Consider the following 17,553-nt stretch of genomic DNA (forward strand, 5'->3'; position numbering starts at 1 on the left):
CGCCCGCCCAATGGGTAGAGCCGGCGTTAGCATCAGAATCTTAGGAATAATTTCGTTTAATAATTTCATTTATTATAGAGAGCAATTTCTGGGAAACAAAAATGGACACTACTATATTTTGGCTCAAACAAAACAAAGATGCAATTGAATCTCTTGGCAATATCATAACTTTTATAGCTGTGATCCTTGGCGGGATTTGGGCAGTGAATCAATTTACAATAAAGCGGGAATTTGCATCGCAGGTAGAATTCACCGCAGGGATCGAATTTATAGGAGTTCATACGGATTATTGGATAATAGAAATTATTGCAATGGTTAACAATAAGGGCGGATCTCATCTCAAAATGCATGAATTCATCTTCAAATTGAGATCAATAGAGAACGAAAATCTCGAAATAGGAGAGAAGAAAGTTAATTTTCAGACAGTTTTCCCTCGTAAACTGAAAACTGGGAGCTGGTTCCCTCCCTCTTGGGAAAACACGATGCTAGAGCCCAACACGGAAGTCAGATATTCTCACGTTGCCCATATCCCCATAGAAACCACATTTCTACTCCTGCACGGCCGCATCGGCTATCTTGTTGGGTTTATCTTTAAGGCACCGATGTTTCACACTGCTGATCGGGTATTTCGCGTTCCCACGGCGACTTCGTGAGCGACGAGTTGGATGACATGTGAACAACATCGCTTCCGGAACACCCGCTCATTCCGGGCGAGGGGCGGCCCGTTCTCGCTACAGCCCGCAGCGGGCAGCAACGCCGGGCTGGACGGTGTAGGTGTCGGTCGCCGGGCTGTAGCTGCGGTAGCGCTGGGAATCGAGATACGGGCCCGAAAGTCAACGCAACGCCCGGCCATCGGCTCCGTCTCTCCGAAGCCGGCGCGATCAGCTTGAACGTGCGGCGACGATCATTGAAATGCCATGAATCCGGTTGAAACAATGGCGTAGCGAGGCGGTCCGACGATCCGGACTGGGGGGTGACGCCATGAATGCCCGTCGTTGGATCAAGCTGCTGGGCCTGCTGGCCGCCCTGGCCGCCCCGCCCGCTTTGGCGCAGACCGCGGCCCCCGCGGCGCCCACGGCCGCGGCGGCCACCGTCGACCAGGACAAGTTTCCCGCCGCCGGCCAGCACGACACGCTGCTGCGCGTGTTGCAGCCGGGCCGGTTCTCGATCCGCGTCCGCAGCCAGAGCGGCGTCGCCATCCAGCTGGTCGACATGCTGACCGGCCCGTCGGAGCCGATGGGCGAGGCCGGCGCCACCGATGGCCGGCTGGACGTGCTGCTGGATGTCGGCACCTACAAGCTGCGGCTGTTCGGCGCCAAGGGGGCCGAGGGCGACGCCGCGCTGACGGTCGCCCCGTTCCGCGAGGCCGAAGCTCCGGCCCTGCGCCCGCGCGACGGCGTGGTGCAGAGCACGGCGCTGGCCGACCTGCAGCAGCGCTCCTTCTGGCTTGCGGTTGAGGCGCCGGGCTTCCTGCGGCTGGAGGCGGCGGGCCGCAGCCTGGCCGATCTGCGCTTCTGGCGGAACGGCACCGAGCTGGTGCCGCAGACCGGGCGGGTGCGGACCATCGAGCCTGTGGCCGGCCACCCGATGACCGACATCACCTTCGAAGACACGCTGGAGCCGGGCACCTACCTGGTCACCGCCTATGGCGGCCCGGAAGCGGCCTGGGCCGACGGCGACACCACCCAGCCCTTCCACATCCGCTTCGGCGCCGCCGACGCGCTGCTGGCCGGCTGGGTCGGCGGCACGATCGGGCCGTTCGGCCGCGACCTGTACCGGATCGACGGCAGCGCCCGGCTGTTCCGCCTGGCCCTGCCCGCCCCCGCCGGCGCCGGGCTTCGCGTGTTGGACGGCACCGGAATCGTGTCCGGCGGCGCGATCGACAAGAAGAGCCGGGAGCCGACGACGTCGGCCACTTCAGTCGCGTCGCAGACCCCCGGGGACCGCGTGGTCGAGCTGACCGGCGCGGCCGGCCAGGCCTTCCAGCTGCGGGCGATCGAGTCGCCGAGCGGCATGGCCGTCTCGCAGGCCGGGCAATGGTGGCTGGCGGCCCCGACCGCGGGCTATGGCGGCGACGAGTTGCCGGCCACCCTGGCGCTGGTCCGCACCGAGAAGGACAAGCCGGCAGTCACGGTCGCCAGCAACGCGCCGCAGATCGGCCCGGGCGCGGCCTGGCGCCAGCGCTTCAACCTGCGCGGCCCCAGCACGCTGCTGCTGCACGTCACGGCCCCCGGTCCGATCGCCGTGCGCGGCGCCGGCCCGGCGATCCGGCCGTCGATCACCGTCCCGAGCGGCGACGTCCAGGCCCCCCGCAGCAGCGGCGCCAGCTCGTCCTGGGACCTGGCGGCCGGCTGGTACATGCTGAAGCTGGACCCGGTCGACGGCGCCACCGGCATCCTCGACCTGACTGTCGGGCCGCCCGGGCTGGTGCCGCAGGACAGCCGGCCGCTGCAGCCGGCCGATCCGGTGGTCGGCTTCGGCCCGCAGGGGCTGGCTCAGGGCCAGACGCTGCGGCTGATCGCCAACAGCGGCCCCCAGGCGCGGACCGCGCTGTCGGCCCGGCCCTGGCCGCTCGACCTCGCCGACGGGCCGCTGGCCGTGACCCAGGGCGCAGGGGAGCCGCTGGGCCTGTCGCTGAAGCACCCGGCCGACGGCACGCTGCTGCGGACCGAGGTCGGCGCCGGCACCACCGAGCTGAAGCCCTCGCCGGTCAAGGCCAGCGCCACCAGCGCCGACCTGACCCTGCCGGCGCCGGACAAGCCGCGCACCACGATCCTCTCCTGGCGGCCGCCCGCGGCGCCGCTGCCGGACCCGGCCGTCACCCCGCCGCCGCCGCTGACCGCGCTGCAGGCCGGCAAGCCCGCCTGGTTCGACCTGGACCGCGACGCCGAGCGGAGCTTCGCCCTGGCAGTGGCCGATGGCGGCCTGTACCGGGTCGAGACGCTGGGCCGGCTGCGCACCAGCGGGTCGATCGGCACGCCCTTCATCGCCTCGCTGGGCGAGGCCGCGGCCAATGGCGCCGGCCAGAACATGCTGCTGCAGCAGTATCTGCGGGCCGGCCGCTACCGCGTCACCGCCAAGGCCGAGGACGGCACCGGCCGGGTCGGCATCACCGCCCGCCCCACCCCGATGCTGTCCGGCGCGGCGCTGGTGCCCGCCGGCACCGTGCGCGCTGCCCTGCCCGCCGGCAGCGGCATCCTGTTCCCGGTCGATATCCCGGCCGACGGCCAATACCGGCTGGAGATCCTGGGCCTGGACCGCAGTTTCACCGCCCGCCTCGAGGATGCCGAGGGCTGGCCGCTGCTGGCCGCCGGCGACCTGTCGGGGCTGGAGCAGGCGCTGGCCGCCGGCCGCTACAGCCTGATGATCCTGCCCGAGGCGGTCGACACCCGCGTGGTCGCCCGCCTGACCCGGATCGAGCCCGAGATGGCGCTGGAGGGCCACGGCCCGCACCCGCTGCCCTTCGACGCCGACCAGGCCTTCCAGTGGCGCGAGCCGGCGGGGCGCGGGGATCCGCGCACGCCGGACCAGTGGGACTTCGCCCTGGCCGGCCCGGCCAAGGCCACCCTGATCCTGAGCGACGGCATGGTCGCCGAGCTGCGCCGGCTGGCCCCGCCCGAGGCCGCGCCGGTGGCCCGGTTCAGCAGCAGCGCCGCCTTCGCCGGCGAGCTGCCGGCCGGGCGCTACCGGGTCGAGGCCACCAGCCTGGGCCGCAACGACCGGCTGGACTACACCCTGTCGCTGCACACCGACGAGTTGCAGCCTGACGCGGTGCGCGAGGTCCCGCTGCCCTCGACCGTGCCGTTCAGCATCGCCACCGACCGGGTGGTCAGCCTGACCAGCTTCGGCGGCCTCGACGTCAAGGCCGTGCTGCGCGACGCCCAGGGCCAGGTGCTGGGCCGCTTCGACGACCGCGACGGCGACTGGAACATCGCCGTGTCGCAGTACCTGCCGGCCGGCCGCTACACGCTCGACCTCGTCCAGGTCGAGGCGGCCACGACCTCCAGCTCCAGTGACGAATCGAGCGACAGCTCGGACGAGTCGAGCGATTCAGAGGATTCGGGCGACAGTTCCGGGCCGACCACCGAGCTGCGGCTGTCGCTGCCGGCCGAGGACGGCGCCGTGGCCGCGGCCCAACCGTCCGGGACGGTCGAGCTGACCGGCCCGACGGTGCACCGCCTGGCGATGCCGGCGGCCGCCGCCGGCAGCCTGATGGTTGCCGCCGCCACCTCCTCCGCCGAGCTGATGCTGGCGTTGGAGCGCCAGGGCGCCGACGGCGCCTGGGCCAGCGTGGCGATCGACCGCGGCCTGGCCCCCGCCGTCGCCGTGCCGGCGGATGGCGATGCCTCCCGGCCCTGGCGCGCTTCGGTCTGGACCGTCGATGGCGGCGGCCAGCCGCTGCGCTTCGCCGCCCGATTGGTCGACGCGCAGCCGCAGCAGCCCGGCGCGGTCGCCCTGGCGCCCCTGGCGCTGGACGGCCTGCCGCAGACCCTGGCCGCCGCCCTGGTCGCCGCCCCCGGCGCCGGGCTGCAGCGGATCGACGGCGCCGACCTCGATGGCGGGCTGTGGCAGGGTTCCGCCCCCGGCTGGGCGCTGCGGCCGCTGACCGCACCTGTGCTGGCGCCGCAATCCGACCGGCTGTGGCTGCTGGGCCGCACGGCGCAGCCGGCGAAGCCGACCCTGGCGCCGCTGGCCACTGACCCGGCCCGCTCCACCGCGCTGGACCTCGCCGCCGGCGAGGCCGCGACCCTGCCGCCGTTCCCGGCGCAGCCCGGCCGGCTGCGGGCCTGGCTGGCGCGCTCCGGCGACGGCCAGCCCGGGCTCGACGCCGGGCTCGGCATGGGCGTGGCCGCCGGCGAGGCCTTCGCCCTGGGCGCGCCCTCCGCGCCGCTGACCATCCGCAATGCGGCCGGGGCCGGCGCCCTGCGGCTGGAGCTAACCGGCCTGGACCTCGCCCTCGCCGCCGAGCGCCGCGCCGATGCCGCCCTATCCGCCACGCTGGCCCCGGGCAGCGCCCTGCCGGTGACCCTGCCCGCCGGGGCGAAGCGGCTGCGGCTGGACCTGCCGGCCGGCGTCGCCGCCATCGCCGGCTGGAAAGCCCCGGAGGCCGAAACCGCCTGGGCCGGCGACACGCCCGCCAGCTGGTCGCTGGACGGTGCCTGGACCGAGCTGCTGCTGGTCAACACCGGCGCCAAGCCCGCCCCCGTCTCGCTGGCGCAGATCCCCGACCCGTCGCCCACCCCGGCGCTGGCCACCGACACGGTGATGAAGCGCTTCTTCGGCGCCGAGGGCTCGGTGCTGCTGGCACTGCCGGACGGCACCGGCCCGGGCCACCGCCTGATCGTCGCCGGCGCCGCCGAGGCCACCGTGATCGGCCGCGACGGGCATGTGGCCAGCGGCCGCCGGATCCACCTGACCGGCCCAGGCCTGGTGGTGCTGCGCCACGATGCCGGCCTGGTCGCCGCCTGGATGGAGGCCAATGAGTACGGCCCATGGCCGCAGCCGGAGCTGCAGGAGGCGCCGCTGCCCGGCATCCTGCCGCTGGCCGGCGAGGCCATGACCCTGCGGGTGACATCGCCGCAACCGGCGCTGCTGACCGCCCGCACCACCGCGCCGGTGATCCTGGCCGCCGACATCGACGCGCCGGAGCTGTTCCCGGCCGGGGCGGAGTTCCACCGCTACTTGCAGGATGCGTCGTTGCTGCGCCTGTTCTCGCCGCAGGACGGGCCGCTGTCCGGCTCGATCGAGCTGGGGGCGACGCCGATCGCGCCGCTGGCCGAGGGCGTCGGCGACCCGGTCACCGTAGCGTCCGGCGGCACCGCCCTGTTCGGCTTCACGGTCGAGAAGGACAGCGACATCGGCATCGGCATCCGGGCCGAGCCCGACCGCGCCCGCGTCCGGCTGCTCGACGCCGACGGCAAGCCCCTGGGCGACGGGGTGGTGCAGATGCGCCATTTGACCCCCGGCCGCTACCTGATCGAGGCGCAGGTGCCGCCTGACGCCCCGGCCACGCTGGTGCGCCCGGCGGTGGTCGGCATCAAGGCCCGGCCGAGCGGGCCGCCCGAGGATGTGATCCGCGGCTATCTGGACCTGGCCGGGCTGGCCCCGGCGACCCATGCGAGAGGCAAGTGATGACCTGCCTTCCCCTCATCCTCGCCCTGCTTGCCTCGGTCTCCGGCCCGCTCGCCGCCCCCGCTTTGGCGCAGACCGCCGCGGCCCCGCCGGCGACGATGGACCAGATCCAGCGCGCCGACGGCGTCCAGGTGGTGCCGGAGAAGTTCCTGCGCCGCTGGGACCCGGTCACCGTCTTCTTCGACCATGACGCCGGGCCGCGCGACGGCGGGCCGGAGGATGACCCCGCCAAATTCGCCACGCTGTCGCCGGACCAAGCCGGCGCCTGGCAGTGGCTGGGGCCCCGCGTGCTGCAGTTCCGCCCGGCCGAGCCGTGGGAGCCGCTGCGCCGCGTCACCGTCACCTCCGCCGGCCGCGCCACCGAGCTGGTGCCGCTGCTGCCGACGCCGGTCGCCACCAGCCCGGCCGACCAGCCGGACGGCATCGCCGACCTCGACACCATCGGCCTGACCTTCGCCGACCCGGTCGACATCCAGGCCCTGGCCCGGCTGCTGACCATCGAGCTGCGGCCCCTGCCCGGCTTCGACGGCCAAGGCAGCCAGCAGCTGACGGCGCAGGACTTCACCATCAAGGCGCTGGAGCGGGCCGACCGCACCGCGCAGCAGGGCTATGTCGTGACCCTGCGCCAGCCGATCCCGGACGGGCGGATGGCGATCCTGCGGCTGCGCCTGTCCGACGCCGCCGGGCTGGACGACCCGATCTTCGAGCTGCGGCTGCGCAGCGCCGCACCCTTCACCGTCACCGACGCGTCCTGCGGCCGCAGCTTCCAGCAGGACCTGCAGGATGGCGTGCTGCGCTGCAGCCAGCCGACGCCCTATGAGGGCGAGGAGGCGCAGCCGACCGGCGAGCGCCGGCTGCGCCTGCGCTTCTCGAACGAGCCGGAGGCGCTGGACGTGGTCCGCGCCCGCGACGTGTTCCGCCTCACCCCGGCGGTCGACGATTTGGCGCTGGAGCCCGACGGCCGCGACCTGACCCTGACCGGCCGGTTCCTGCCGGACACCGTCTACACCCTGCGGGTCGACCCCGGCAGCCTGAAGGATGTGCGCGGCCGCGCCCTGTCCGGCCCCGCCACCAATGCCCGCTTCGTGTTCCCGCCCGACCTGCCGGCCCTGGCCTGGGATGCCGGCCAGGGCATCAGCGAGCGGCTCGGGCCGCAGATGGTGCCGCTGCGCGGCCATGGCTATGACCGCGCCGACATCCGCATCCACCGCATCGACCCGCTGGGCCGCGACTTCTGGCCGTTCCCGGCAGAGGGCCTGACCACCCAGGACGACACCACGCCGCCCTTGGCCGGCAACGAGCCGTCGCCCTGGAAGGATGCGGCGGCGATCGACCGCGACGCGATGGCGGAGCGGATCGCCGCGCTGGGCTCGCCCTCCGTGTCCGAGCTGCTGCCGCTGCCCTCGCTGCGCGGCGGCATCTCGGCCAAGTTCGGCCTCGACCTCAAGCCGCTGCTGGCGAAGATCGCCGGCGCCAACCAGCCCGGCACCTATCTGGTCGGGCTGCGGCCGGTCGACGGCGCCGACCGGCGCTGGCTGCGGCTGCAGGTGACCGACCTGACCCTGTCGACGGTGGAGGAGCCGCAGCGCATCCGCTTCGCCGTCACCTCGCTGAACAGCGCCAAGCCGGTCGAGGGCGCCGAGATCCGGCTGGAGGGCGTGCGCGACGACGAGTTCGTCACCTTGGCCCGCGGCGTCACCGGGGCCGATGGCGGCTTCACCTGGGCGCCGAAGGGCGCCTATGCCGACGAGCCGGAGATCCGGCGCATCGTCGTGGCCAAGGGCACCGACACGCTGGTGCTGGAGCCGGAGAACGGCCCGGCGCAATACGCGCAGGAGAACTGGACCAAACCGGACGAGTCCTGGCTGGCCTGGGGCTTCGGCGACGTCGCGTCCCGCCGCGAGCGGCCGCAGATGCTGTGCCACGTCTTCACCGAGCGGCCGATCTACCGGCCGGAGGAGGCGGTGGAGATCCGCGGCTTCGTCCGCTCCTATCTCGGCGGCAGCCTGTCCTTCGCCAAGGGCAAGGGCGAGGTCGTGGTCAACGGCCCGGACGACCAGGAATGGCGGATGCCGGTGTCGCTGGACGGCAATGGCGGCTTCTACCAGCGCTTCGAGGAGAAGACCGAGGCGACGGGCGATTACAGCGTGCGCTTCGTCGACCCCGACGGCGACGAATGCGGCCAGGTGCCGTTCAAGAAGGAGGCCTACAAGCTTCCGACCTTCGAGGTGCTGCTGAACGGCCCGGATTCGGCGCCGCTGGACAGCCAGATCCAGGTCTCACTGCTGGCCCGCTACTTCGCCGGCGGCCTCTTGGCCGACCGCCCGATCAAGTGGCGTGTGACGCAGTTCCCCTACAGCTGGACCCCGCCGGGGCGCGAGGGCTTCCAGTTCTCCAGCGACTCCCGCTTCTCGGGCGAGCACGAGTTCCGCTCCACCCCCGTGCTGCAGCAGGACGGCAAGACCGATGCCGGCGGGTCGGCCCAGATCACGCTGGACCCGACGATCGAGCCGACCGCCCAGCCGCGCCGCTACGTGGTCGAGGCCACGGTCACCGGCGACGACGACATGCAGATCCGTAGCACCCAGCATGTGGTGGCGCTGCCGCCCTTCACCCTGGGGCTGAAGGTGCCGCGCTATCTGCCCAAGGCGGATGCGGTGGACCCGGAGATCCTGGCGGTCGACGCCGCCGGCAAGCCGCTGCCGGGCGTCGAGATGACGGTGAAGCTGATCCACCGCAACTGGAACTCGGTGCTGCAGGCCAGCGATTTCAGCCAGGGCTCGGCCAAATACGTCACCCAGGTGATCGACGAGACGATCGAGGAGCGGAAGGTCACCTCCACCGCCGATGTCCAGGCGCTGCATTTCGCCTTGCCGGAGGCCGGGGTCTACATCGTCTCGGTCGAGGCCGCGGACAAGATCGGCCGCAGCCAGTCGGTGAAGGTCGACCTGTTCGCCGCCGGTGACACGCCGGTGACCTGGTCCCGCCCGCCGGGGCAGAACGTCACCGTCACCGCCGACAAAGACGCCTACGCCCCCGGCGAGACTGCGACGCTGGTGATCGAGAGCCCGTTCCAGACCGCCCGCGCCCTCGCCATCGTCGAGGAGCCGGAGGGCCAGTTCCGCTACGACTGGGTCGACATCGCCAACGGCTTCGGCCGCTACGCCGTGCCGGTGCGCAAGGCGCAGATGCCGCGGCTGCCGGTGCATTTCCTGATCATGCGCGGGCGCCTGCCGGGCGACGGCCAAGCCGCCACCGCGCCCTTCGACCAGGGCAAGCCGGTGACGCTGGCGACCACCGCCTGGGTCAAGGTCACCCCGGTCGAGAACCAGGTGGCGGTGACGCTGGACGCGCCGCCCAGCGCCCGCCCGGCGCAGGAGATCGAGGTCACGCTCCACCTGGCCGACCTGAAGGGCAAGCCGCTGGGCGGCGAGGCCACCTTCTGGATGGTTGACCAGGCGGTGCTGTCCCTGGCCCGGGAGCAGCCGCTGGACCCGCTGCCCAAGTTCATCGTCGCCCGCGTGTCGCAGATGGCGGCGCGCGACACCCGCAACATGGCCTTCGGCGTGGTCCCGCTGGAGGAGGTGCCGGGCGGCGACGAGGCGACCGACGAATGGGGGGTGGAGAACATCTCCGTCCGCCGCAACTTCAACCCGGTGCCGATCTACCTGCCGCATGTCCAGGTCGGGCCGGACGGCACCGCCAAGGTCAAGGTCAAGCTGCCGGACACGCTGACCGTCTACAAGATCCGCGCCGTGGTCACCAGCGGGCCGGACCGCTTCGGCTTCGGCACCGGCGAGGTCAAGGTGCGGCAGCCGATCGTGGCCCAGCCGGCCTTGCCCCGCTTCGTGCGGCCGGGCGACAGCTTCGATGCCGGGCTGGTCGGCCGCGTGGTCGAGGGCCCGGGCGGCTCCGGCCGCGCCGGCATCAGCGTCGACGGGCTGACCGTGCAGGGGTCGAAGGACCGCGCCTTCGCCTGGGACGGCAACCGGCCGGCGAAGATCAGCTTCCCGGTTTCGGTGCCCGACCCGGCGCCGGGCCAGGACACGGCCAAGCTGCGCCTGCTGCTGCAGCGCGACGCCGACAAGGCCGGCGACGCGGTCGAGATCGCGCTGCCGATCCGGCCGGACCGGCCACCGCTGCGCGAGCGCCGGATCGTCGAGCTGGCGCCGGGCGCCCGGCAGGATCTGCTGGCCGCGCCGGGCGACGTCCGCCCCGGCTCCTATTCCGCCTCGGTGGCGCTGGCGGCCGATCCCGCCCTGGTGCGGCTGGTCGCCGGGCTGAACGCGCTGGCCGACTATCCGTTCGGCTGCACCGAGCAGGTGATGGCGCTGTCCAGCGCCGAGCTGGCGCTGAAGCCCTATGCTGCGGTCCTGGCCGCGGCCGGGCTGCAGGACCGCATCTCGGCCGATGTGCAGAAGACGATCCAGAGCATCATCCGCACCACCGACGAGGACGGGCTGGTCGGCTTCTGGCCGAAGTCACGCGGCTCGGTGATGCTGACCGCCGCGTCCTACGCTTTCTTGATCCAGGCGGAGCAGGCAGGCGAGACCGTCGACCCGGCCCTGAAGGACCGGCTGGCCCAGGTGCTGAAACAGGCCCTGCGCTCGGACTATCCGCGCTTCCTGACGGGCGAGGACATCCGCGAGCGGGTCGCCGCCCTGTCGGCCCTGGCCGCCGGCGGCACGGCGGACCCGGCCTATCTGGCGGAGCTGAGCCGGCGGGCCTCGCTGCTGCCGCTGGAATCGCTGGCGCAGATCACCGCGGTGGTCGCGGCGGCACCGGACGCCGACCCGGCCCGGGTTGCCGGGCTGCTGGACCAGGTCAAGGCCAATGTCCGGCTGCTGTCGCGCGACGGCCAGCCGGTCTATGGCGGGCTGCAGGACCGCCCGGCCAACCCTATGGTACTGCCGTCGGAGACCCGCACCCTGTCCGAGGTGCTGCTGGCGGTCGCCCGCGCCGCGCCGGAGGATCCGGTGGCGGGCGTGCTGCGCAGTGGGCTGATCGGCCTGGGCGACGGCTCCGGCTGGGGCAGCACCAATGCCGATGCGGCGGCGCTGCGCGCCCTGGCCGTGGCCTGGGTGGCGCCGAGCGGATCGGTGCCGGTCGCCGCGTCGCTGCCCGGCGGCGAGCAGACCGGGACGCTGGGACCCGACGCGCCGGTGCTGCGCTGGAGCATCGACCAGGCCGGGCCGGTCGGCGTCGCCAACCAGGGCGGTCAGCCGGTGGTGGCGCTGGGCGACGCGCGCTGGTTGCCGCAGGCGCCGGGATCGGCGGCGGCGCCGGTGCAGGACGGCTTCGTCCTGACCCGCCAGCTGTATCGGGTGCCGGCCGACGGCCCGCTGGAGCGGCTGGACCCGGGCGGCGACGGCGCCATCCATGTCGCCGCCGGCGAGGTGGTCGAGGAGGTGGCGGAGCTGGTCAACCCCGAGGCCCGCACCCAGGTGGCCCTGCGCCTGCCGATCGCGGCCGGGTTCGAGCCGCTGAACCCGAACCTGGCGACGGCGCCGGCGGAGGCCGTGCCCTCGGCCGCCCCGTCGGTGCCGCCCAGCTATGCCAGCTATGGCGACGACGAGGTGCGGGTGTTCTACGACCGGCTGGACAAGGGCACGCTGACCCTGCGCTTCCGCCTGCGGGCGCAGGTGGCGGGCAGCTTCATCCAGCCGCCGGGCGAAGCCGAGATGATGTACCGGACCGGAATCTACGGCGCCAGCGCCGGCGGCCGGATCGTGGTCAGCCCGTGAGGCGGGGCGGATGAAGATGGCCTCGGGCAGTTTCGGGCGAACGGATTGCCTCTCCCGCCTGGCGGGAGAGGTCGGACGTCCGCCAGGACGTCCGGGTGAGGGCCGGCACCGGCCTCGACAAAACCCCCTCACCCGGAACCGCTTCGCGTCTCCGACCTCTCCCGCAAGCGGGAGAGGCAACACGTCCCGGCAGCCTTAGATGCAGCCCGTGTCTCCCTCCGCCACGCTCCCCTCCCCGCCCCGTCGCCGCTGGCGGCGCCGGATCGGCCTGGGCGTGCTCGCCCTCGGCCTCGCCGTGGTCGGCACCTTCGCCGTCCAGGTGGCGCAGCGGGCGCATCTGGAGGCGCCGGCGCCGACCCCGATCCTCTATGACCGGCAAGGCGAGTTCCTGGCCCAGGTCGGCCATGAGGAGCGCGCGGCGGACGGTAAGCGCACTGTCGACTACGGCTACTGGACCGTCGATCCCTTGCCCGACCGCGTCGTCCGCGCCACCCTGGCGCTGGAGGACCGGCGCTTCTGGGATCATCCGGGTGTCGACCCGCGCGCCGTCGCCCGGGCCTTGTGGCACAACCTCGAGGGCGGCCGCGTGCGGTCCGGCGCCTCGACCATCGCCATGCAGATCGCCCGAATGCAGCAGCCGGCGGCGCGCACCCTGTGGTCCAAGGCGGTGGAGGCCGGCACCGCGCTGGTGCTGACCCAGCGCTACGACCGGCAGACCCTGCTGGCGCATTACCTGCGGCTGGTGCCCTACGGCAATGGCAGCCACGGCATCGCCCATGCCGCGCGCTGGTATTTCGACAAGCCGGTGGCGGATCTGAGCTGGGCCGAGATCGCCCTGCTGTCCGCCATCCCGCAGGCGCCCAGCCTGATGAACCCCCGCCGGCCGGACGGGCTGGCAAGGGCCAAGCGGCGCGGCCAGCGGGCGCTGGACGAGCTGGCAAGCCAGGGCGTGATCGACCCGCAGGAGCTGGCGCTGGCCACCACCCAGCTGGCCGAGCTGCGGCTGCCGCCGGTGCCGCGCCGGCCCGACGCCGTGCCCGCCATCCTGCGGCTGCGCCAGATGATCGCGCGCAACGGCGCCGAGGCCCTGCCTGCCAATGATCCGCGACTGCGCACCACGCTGGATCTGGGGATCCAGGAGACGGTGACCGCCGCGGCGCGGCGCCAGCTGCGGGCGCTGTCCCCGATGGGGGCGCAGCAGGTGGCGGTGGTGGTGGCCCGGCGCGACAATCGCGAGGTGCTGGCCGATGTCGGCAGCGCCCGCTATGGCGGCGCCAATGGCGGGTCGATCGATTTCAGCCGCGCCATACGGTCGCCCGGCAGCACGCTGAAGCCCTTCATCTACGCCCTGGCGATGCAGCGCACCCTGCTGAGCCCGACCGATGTGATGGCCGACATGCCCGAAGGCGCGTCCGGCATCTCCAACGCCGACCGCAGCTTCCTGGGCCCCGTGCTGCCGCGCCAGGCGCTGGCCAATTCGCGCAACATCCCGGCGACGAACCTGCTGCGCCGGATCGGGCTGGACAGCGGCTTCCGCTTCTTCCGCGAGCTCGGGCTGCACGACCTGGACGTGCCGGCCGAGAGCTTCGGCCTGTCGATGGCGATCGGGTCGCTGCCGACCAGCCTGGACCGGCTGGTGCAGGCCTATGGCGCGCTGGCCGATGACGGGACCCTGCGCGACCTGGTGTGGTACCGCGGCCAGCCGCTGGCGCCGCCGCGCCGGGTGCTGTCGGCCGACATCGCCCGGCTGGTGACATTGTTCCTGTCCGACCCGATGGCCCGGCTGCCCAGCTTCCCACGCTACGGCACCACCGAGTTCCCGTTCCCGGTGGCGCTGAAGACCGGGACCTCCCAGGGCTACCGCGACGCCTGGGTGGTGGCGTGGTCGCAGGACTATATGGTCGGAGTCTGGTTCGGCCGGCCGGATGCCGGGACCATGCGCCAGGTCGCCGGCGCCGGGTCGGCCGCGAAGCTGGCCCAGGACGTGCTGATGACGCTGCACGGCGCCCGGCCCGGCGACCTGCTGGATGCCGGCTTCCCGGCGCCGCGGGCCTACAAGCCGGTCGAGCTGTGCGTGCCGGCCGGCGGTTCCGCCCCCGATTTCTGCCGCCAGCGCCTGGTCGAATGGGTCAAGGCCGACGCCGCCACGCCGCCGGCCGTGGTCCCTGCCGTCGCCCGGGCGCCAGGGCTGGAGTCGGATGGGCCGGCGATCGGCACCGCCGGGCCGCCGCGCCTGTCGATCACGATGCCGGAGCAGAATGCCCGGATCTGGCGCAATCCGGAGATGCCGCCGGCGCTCGACCGGCTGGCGCTGAAGGCCGCGACGGCGCCCGGCGTCGCCCAGATCGTCTGGTATGTCGACGGGCTGCCGTTCCGCACCGCGCGGCCGGACGAGACGGTGTATTGGCCGCTGACGCCCGGCGCCCACCGCTTCCAGCTGCGCCTGCCGCTGCAGGACGGGGAGTCGCGCCCGGTGCGGATCGTCGTGGAATAAGCAAGCGTCTTCCGCCCATCCCTCGTTCAGCCTAGGTTCGATCCCGCCGTCTCCGCAGACGGCGTTCACGGCATGCCTGTAACCTGACAGACCGTTGGTACCAATCTCGCGGCGCTTCGTGTCGCCCGTGTTCACGCAGGTAGGGGAACGCAATGAGCTTGTCCGGCATCTTTGCTCGAGTCGTCGCGCTGGTCGGCACCGGAGCGATCCATTTGCGGCACCGGCACGACGGCCCGCGCCAGCCGGCCTTCGGCAGCACGCCGGCGATCCCGGCAGCGAAGCCCCAGGGCAGCATTCCGACCCTGAAGATGCCGACCGCAAAGGGATGGACCGCCGGGCAGACGCCGGTCGCGGCGCCGGGGCTCCAGGTCAACGCCTTCGCCGCCGGCCTGAAGCATCCGCGCTGGATCCACGTCCTGCCGAATGGCGACGTGCTGACGGCCGAGGCGCTGAGCGCGCCGGGGGGCATCAAGTCGGTCTTCGACTACGCCATGTTCAGCACGATGAAGCGCGCGGCCGCGGTGGGCGAAAGCCCGAACCGCATCACCCTGCTGCGCGATGCCGATGGCGACGGCGTCGCCGAAACCCGCGAGGTGTTCCTCGCCGGGCTGAACCAGCCCTTCGGAATGGCGCAGCTCGGCGATACGCTTTATGTCGGCAACACCGATGGCGTGATGGCCTTCCCGTACACGCCCGGAGACACCCGCATCAGCGCGGCCGGGCGGAAGCTGAACGACCTGAAGCCCGGCGGGCACTGGACGCGGAGCCTGCTGGCGAGCCCCGACGGGCGGAAGCTCTATATCGGCGTCGGCTCGCTCAGCAATATCGCGGACCACGGGATGGCGGTGGAAGAGGGCCGGGCCGCCATCCACGAGCTGGACCTCGAGAGCGGCCAGAGCCGCATCTTCGCCGGTGGCCTGCGCAATCCCGTCGGCATGGCGTGGGAGCCGACGACCGGGGTTCTCTGGACGGTGGTGAATGAGCGCGACGGGCTGGGTGACGAGACGCCCCCCGATTATCTGACATCGGTGCGCGACGGCGGCTTCTACGGCTGGCCCTATTGCTATTGGGACAGGATCGTGGACGACCGGGTGCCGCAGGACCCGGCGATGGTCGCGGCGGCGATAACGCCGGATTTCGCTTTGGGCGGGCACACGGCGTCGCTGGGCCTGTGCTGGCTGCCGGCCGGCACGCTGCCCGGCTTCCCCGACGGCATGGCGATCGGGCAGCACGGGTCCTGGAACCGCAGCACGTTGAGCGGCTACAAGGTCGCCTTTGTGCCATTCGTGAATGGACGTCCCGCCGGGCCGGTGCGCGACATCCTGACCGGCTTCCTGTCGCCGGACGAACGCGCCTCCTATGGAAGGCCGGTGGGGGTGACCATCGGCCCGGACGGCTCGCTGCTGGTGGCGGACGACGTCGGCGACGTGATCTGGCGGGTGACGGGCGCGCCGGGGCACGGCTGAGCACGCCGTGGCCGACGCGTCGAGCCGCGGGACCGATACCTGAAGGCCTGAACAAGAGCGGACCCTGCGCGTCACGGCGCCGAGGCCGGGGAGGCTTGGTGGCCGTACGCAAGCGCTTGCGCAAACGCTTGCGTTCGATCATGCTTGGCCAAAACAAGGACGATGCAGGGAGCCCGGAGCGCGATGAACCAGGTCACCGCCGTGCCTGCCGCCGCCGGCCATGCCGGCGCCCAAAAGTTCTTCGGCCAGGCCGGCGCGCAGAAGTCCTTCGGCCTGTGCGGCGCGTCGAAATCCTTCGGCGGTACGGTCGCGCTGCACGACGTGTCCTTCTCCCTGTGGCCCGGCGAGGTGGTGGCGCTGCTGGGCGAGAACGGCGCCGGCAAGAGCACCTGCGTCAAGCTGCTGGCCGGGGTGTACCGGCCCGATGCCGGGCATGTCGTGGTCGATGGCCGCCCGGCCGCCTTCGCCTCGCCGATCGATTCCCGCCACGCCGGCATCGCCGTCATGCACCAGCATCCCGGCCTGTTCCCAGATCTAAGCGTCGCCGAGAACGTGTTCATGGGCCACATGCCCCGCACCGCGCCGGGCGCGGTCGACCACGCGGCGGCGCAGGCCCGGACGCGGGAGCTGCTGGCGGCGATCGGGCTGGAATGCGGGCCTGAGGTGCTGCTCGGCCGCCTGCGCACCTCCGAGCAGCAGCTGGTCGAGATCGCCCGCGCCCTGTCGCTGGGGTCGCGCGTGCTGATCATGGACGAGCCGACGGCGGCGCTGTCGCAGCGCGAGGTCCGCCGGCTGTTCGAGGTCGTGGCCCGGCTGAAGCGGCAGGGTGTGGCCATGCTGTTCGTCGGCCACCGCATGGACGAGATCTACGAGATCGCCGACCGCATTACCGTGCTGCGCGACGGCCGCTTCGTCGGCACCGAGCGGACGGCCGACCTGCCGCGCGAACGCGCCGTGCAGATGATGGTCGGCCGCTCGCTGACCATGATGTATCCCGAGCTGCCGCCGGCCGCGGGCCAGCCGCTGCTGACGGTCGAGGGGCTGTCGCGCGACGGCGTGTTCGCGGATATCGGCTTCGCGGTCCGGCCCGGCGAGATCCTGGGGCTGGGCGGGCTGGTCGGCAGTGGCCGCACCGAGATCGCCCGCGTGCTGTTCGGCATCGATGCGCCGGACCGCGGCACCATCACCCTGGCCGGCGCGCCCGTCGCCTTCGCCTCGCCGCGCGACGCCATGGCGGCCGGCATCGCCTATGTCTCGGAGGACCGCATCGGCCAGAGCCTGGTGATGGATTTCGACATCCTCACCAACGCGTCGATCACCGTGATCGACCGCACCGTCCGGCTGGGCTTGGTCGACGCGGCGGCGGAGCGAGCGCTGGTCACGCCCACGATCGAGCAGCTGAAGCTGCGCTACCGCAGCCTGGACCAGCCGGTGAAGACCCTGTCGGGCGGCAACCAGCAGAAGATCGTGCTGTCGAAATGGCTGGCCACGGATCCCCGCCTGCTGATCCTCGACGAGCCGACCCAGGGCATCGACGTCCAGACCAAGGCCGAGGTGCATGCGATGGTCGCGGCGCTGGCGGCCCGCGGCATGGCGATCATCCTGATCTCCTCCGAGCTGCCGGAGCTGCTGGGCATGTGCCACCGCGTGGTGGTGCTGCGCGAGGGCCGCATGGCCGGGGAGTTCGCCGCCGCCGAGGCGACGCAGGAGCGGGTGA

General features: G+C 72.2%; 6 protein-coding genes. All 6 read left to right on the top strand.

Annotation, left to right across the window (positions count from 1 at the left end):
- Positions 1–101: 101 nt before the first annotated feature.
- The gene (locus FFK22_RS31860) at positions 102–653 is read left to right on the top strand and encodes a hypothetical protein (protein ID WP_138892279.1); all 552 of its coding nucleotides are present in this window, start codon (positions 102–104) and stop codon (positions 651–653) included.
- 328 nt (positions 654–981) lie between these two features.
- Positions 982–6,132, top strand: coding sequence for a hypothetical protein (locus FFK22_RS31870; RefSeq protein ID WP_186002755.1), 5,151 nt, complete (start codon positions 982–984; stop codon positions 6,130–6,132).
- Positions 6,132–11,876, top strand: a complete 5,745-nt coding sequence (locus tag FFK22_RS31875) for an alpha-2-macroglobulin family protein (protein ID WP_138892277.1) — start codon at positions 6,132–6,134, stop codon at positions 11,874–11,876. Before FFK22_RS31870 ends, FFK22_RS31875 begins: the two co-directional genes overlap by 1 nt.
- Positions 11,877–12,075: 199 nt before the next feature.
- The gene (locus FFK22_RS31880; RefSeq protein ID WP_138893278.1) at positions 12,076–14,370 is read left to right on the top strand and encodes a transglycosylase domain-containing protein; all 2,295 of its coding nucleotides are present in this window, start codon (positions 12,076–12,078) and stop codon (positions 14,368–14,370) included.
- Positions 14,371–14,522: 152 nt separating this feature from the next.
- The gene (locus FFK22_RS31885; RefSeq protein ID WP_138893277.1) at positions 14,523–15,836 is read left to right on the top strand and encodes a sorbosone dehydrogenase family protein; all 1,314 of its coding nucleotides are present in this window, start codon (positions 14,523–14,525) and stop codon (positions 15,834–15,836) included.
- A 183-nt stretch (positions 15,837–16,019) separates the two neighbouring features.
- A partial coding sequence (locus tag FFK22_RS31890; RefSeq protein WP_143956901.1) for a sugar ABC transporter ATP-binding protein occupies positions 16,020–17,553 on the top strand: 1,534 nt, incomplete at its 3' end.

This window comes from Mycobacterium sp. KBS0706 (assembly GCF_005938675.2).
GTDB lineage: Bacteria > Pseudomonadota > Alphaproteobacteria > DSM-16000 > Inquilinaceae > Inquilinus.

What these genes read in the sequence shown, in the direction of transcription:
- FFK22_RS31860 (WP_138892279.1), top strand. Translation starts at nt 102, where the DNA reads ATGGACACTACTATATTTTGGCTCAAACAAAACAAAGATGCAATTGAA.
- FFK22_RS31870 (WP_186002755.1), top strand. Translation starts at nt 982, where the DNA reads ATGAATGCCCGTCGTTGGATCAAGCTGCTGGGCCTGCTGGCCGCCCTG.
- FFK22_RS31875 (WP_138892277.1), top strand. Translation starts at nt 6,132, where the DNA reads ATGACCTGCCTTCCCCTCATCCTCGCCCTGCTTGCCTCGGTCTCCGGC.
- FFK22_RS31880 (WP_138893278.1), top strand. Translation starts at nt 12,076, where the DNA reads ATGCAGCCCGTGTCTCCCTCCGCCACGCTCCCCTCCCCGCCCCGTCGC.
- FFK22_RS31885 (WP_138893277.1), top strand. Translation starts at nt 14,523, where the DNA reads ATGAGCTTGTCCGGCATCTTTGCTCGAGTCGTCGCGCTGGTCGGCACC.